The sequence below is a fragment of the Moorena sp. SIO3I6 genome (assembly GCF_010672095.1).
This window is the reverse complement of record NZ_JAAHHU010000561.1, coordinates 1-2,795: the sequence shown is the minus strand read 5'-3', so window position 1 is coordinate 2,795 and position 2,795 is coordinate 1. Positions and strand designations below refer to the sequence as shown.

General features: G+C 44.7%; 3 protein-coding genes and 1 pseudogene. 2 read left to right on the top strand and 2 right to left on the bottom strand.

Translation table 11 applies throughout. From position 1 onward, the window contains the following. Positions 1–668 (bottom strand): annotated as a pseudogene (locus F6K49_RS39570) (lipopolysaccharide biosynthesis protein); the annotation flags it as partial. Positions 669–735: 67 nt separating this feature from the next. Continuing rightward, a complete protein-coding gene (locus tag F6K49_RS39565) occupies positions 736–870 on the bottom strand; it encodes a hypothetical protein (RefSeq protein WP_293066952.1) in 135 nt (44 codons plus the stop codon). Positions 871–1,119: 249 nt separating this feature from the next. Between F6K49_RS39565 and F6K49_RS39560 the strand changes: the two genes are divergently transcribed. Both F6K49_RS39560 and F6K49_RS39555 read left to right on the top strand, forming a co-directional pair. Beyond that, complete coding sequence (locus F6K49_RS39560; RefSeq protein ID WP_293106106.1) at positions 1,120–1,251, top strand: hypothetical protein; 132 nt, start codon at positions 1,120–1,122, stop codon at positions 1,249–1,251. 74 nt (positions 1,252–1,325) lie between these two features. After that, positions 1,326–2,672, top strand: coding sequence for a ribulose bisphosphate carboxylase small subunit (locus tag F6K49_RS39555; RefSeq protein ID WP_293106103.1), 1,347 nt, complete (start codon positions 1,326–1,328; stop codon positions 2,670–2,672). The last annotated feature ends 123 nt before the right edge of the window (positions 2,673–2,795 follow it).

The following is a 2,795-nucleotide window of genomic DNA, read 5'->3' as shown; positions in this document are numbered from 1 at the left end:
GCAATTTCTTTTTGCAAATCTGTCAGGACTTCGATAGCTGAGCGAGCTTCTGCGTCTAAGGATATCACTTCATTCTCTTGTTTGAACTGACGCAAAGCTGCTTCTGTTTTACTAACAGTAGCTTCTGCTTGAGGTAACTGTTTCTCAATAAACTTCCGAGCAGCTACAGCTTCAGTCCGTTGAAAATCTAAGTGATTTTCTAAATAAATACTCATTAGTTGATTAACAACTGCTGCTGCTTCTTTAGGGTCTTGAGATTGGTAAGACACTTCTAGAAGATCAGTTTTCCGGATATTGGTTACACTGACATTGTGTAAAAAGTATTTAATTGCTAAAGGTTTACCCTGATTATCTTTAAGATTTAGTGCGGTGATTGTCTTTTGAGCCAGAGGCTCAGACATCATGATGTTGGCTTCTGTATCTAGAGGATTACTTTGGTCTACCAGAGGTTGTAAAATACCGATTTCTTTACCTACCTCGGTGACTGAAGACGTCGTATTAAGCCGCTTAAATAACAGCAATCCTTGGGCTACATATACCGGCTTTTGGAATGATGCCACCAAAGACATAATCACAGAAACTGATACAAAAATACCGGAAGCTGGTAGCCAACGTCGCTTCAGGATCCACCAATATTGTTCAAACCTTGAGGATTCAGGAGATTCCATAAATAGCTCAAGAAAAAATTTAAGTACCTGATGCTTATTTAGGGATATCCTAGCCCAGCCAATAGTCTCAATTGTGCCAATACGCCAATTTGAGTACTGTTTGTTGTTTAAGGTTTAATCGGGTTGAAGGTTTAATCAGGTTGAAGGTTGAAGGTTTAATCGGGTTAATTGGATTGTTCGCGTAGCGTGGCCTTTTGGCCAAGGTTGAAGGTTGAATCTTGAAGGTTGAAGGTTAAACCTTCAACCTTCAACAAACTGTAATAGTATTTCCAATAGGGTGACATACTCCCACACTGAATCGTTCGCGTAGCGTCGGCTTCGCCGAAGATTACAGTGTGGGCTTCTTACCAACTCCAGCCATCGCTTAGGATACTCGGTAAGCTTTATTAACGACACGGGATGCCCCTCCGCGCCGGAACAATACAATAAGTTCTGTTTTTTAGGAACGTAGGTGGCTGACAAACCAGCATTTAAGGCCGTAGGCCACGCTACGCGAACGGCTTTGTTTATCAGTAAAATGTATTATAGCAATTTTATTAATACCCTGTGCAAAATTCATCCCACACCTAATGCTACGCATTAGGTGTGGGATGAATTTTGCCGGACAGCTAAAAAATTGCCGGATTTGACGAGATTATCACCAGAGCACCTGTTTGTATGTCCCAGCACTATTACATTTCTCCCCGGTTTATCGATAAACTGGCGGTTCACATCACTAAAAACTTCCTTGATATACCCCATGTCCGTGTGCCTCTAATTCTGGGAATTCATGGACGGAAGGGGGAGGGTAAGTCCTTTCAGTGTGAGCTTGTGTTCGAGCGCATGGGCATTGAAGCGGTTCATATGTCTTCTGGTGAGCTAGAAAGCCCAGATGCTGGGGATCCAGCCCGTCTGATCCGCTTGCGCTACCGAGAAACCGCTGAAATGATCCGAGTCAAGGGTAAGATGTGTGTGCTGATGATCAATGACTTGGATGCTGGGGCGGGACGGTTCGATGAACGCACCCAATATACGGTAAATACCCAGCTGGTGCATGGTACTTTGATGAACATTGCTGATAATCCCACCAATGTCCAACTTCCAGGGAGTTATGACTCACAACCGATCCACCGAGTACCGATTATTGTCACTGGTAATGATTTTTCTACTCTCTATGCGCCCTTGACTCGGGATGGTCGGATGGCGAAATTCTACTGGGAGCCCAACCGAGAGGACCGGATTGGTATTGTTAGTGGTATCTTTCACGAAGATGGACTCTCTACCGGGGAGATTGAACAACTGATTGATACCTTCGACAATCAAGCGATTGATTTCTTCAGTGCTTTGCGATCGCGTATTTACGATGAACAAATCCGTAAGTTTATTTACGATATTGGTCTAGACCGAGTTTCTTCTCGTGTAGTCAACAGTAAGCAAGGACCGCCCAAATTTGAAACACCAAACTTTAGCATCTCCCGCTTAATTGAGTTTGGAGAACTGATTAAAGCTGAACAGCAACGGTTGGAACTCAGCGGACTAGCTAGGGAGTACAATCAAGTCCCCTCCCTGACGAGCCAAGCAAGTAATACAAATACTAATACAAATACTAATTATAATATCCCAACCCCTGACCAACCTCAAGGAAACCACAAGGCACCTGTATCCAATCCAGTCATCAGTGAGTCAACTAGCCCTAAAGTCGCGAACGGGTTAAATCACTCTGAGACAGGACAGCACAACGGTAGCAAAAAGCCATTAGATCTAGCATTAGATCTAGAAACCCAAGACCAGATTGGAGAGCTTTTGGCTCAAGGTTACCGCCTGACCCTAGAATACGGCAATGAGCGTCGGGTTAAGAATAATGCTTGGAAAAGTGGGAATCCATTACCAGAAAACAATGTATCGGAAGCGATCGCTGCTTTGACAGAACGCTTAGGGGAGCATAAGGGTGAGTATGTGCGCCTAATTGGTATCGACACCAAAGCCAAGCGGCGGGTTCTGGAAAAGATTATTCAACGCCCTTGAGATCTCTCCTGCTTGAAGATAGGGAGATAGGGAGATGGGGAGATGGGGGAGTGTGGGAAGTGTGGGAAGTGTGGGGAGATGGGGAGATGGGGAGATGGGGAGATGGGGAGATGGGGAGATGGG

Bases quoted from the DNA above. Each gene is read 5' to 3' on its own strand.
- F6K49_RS39555 (WP_293106103.1), top strand. From the start codon at position 1,326: ATGTCCCAGCACTATTACATTTCTCCCCGGTTTATCGATAAACTGGCG.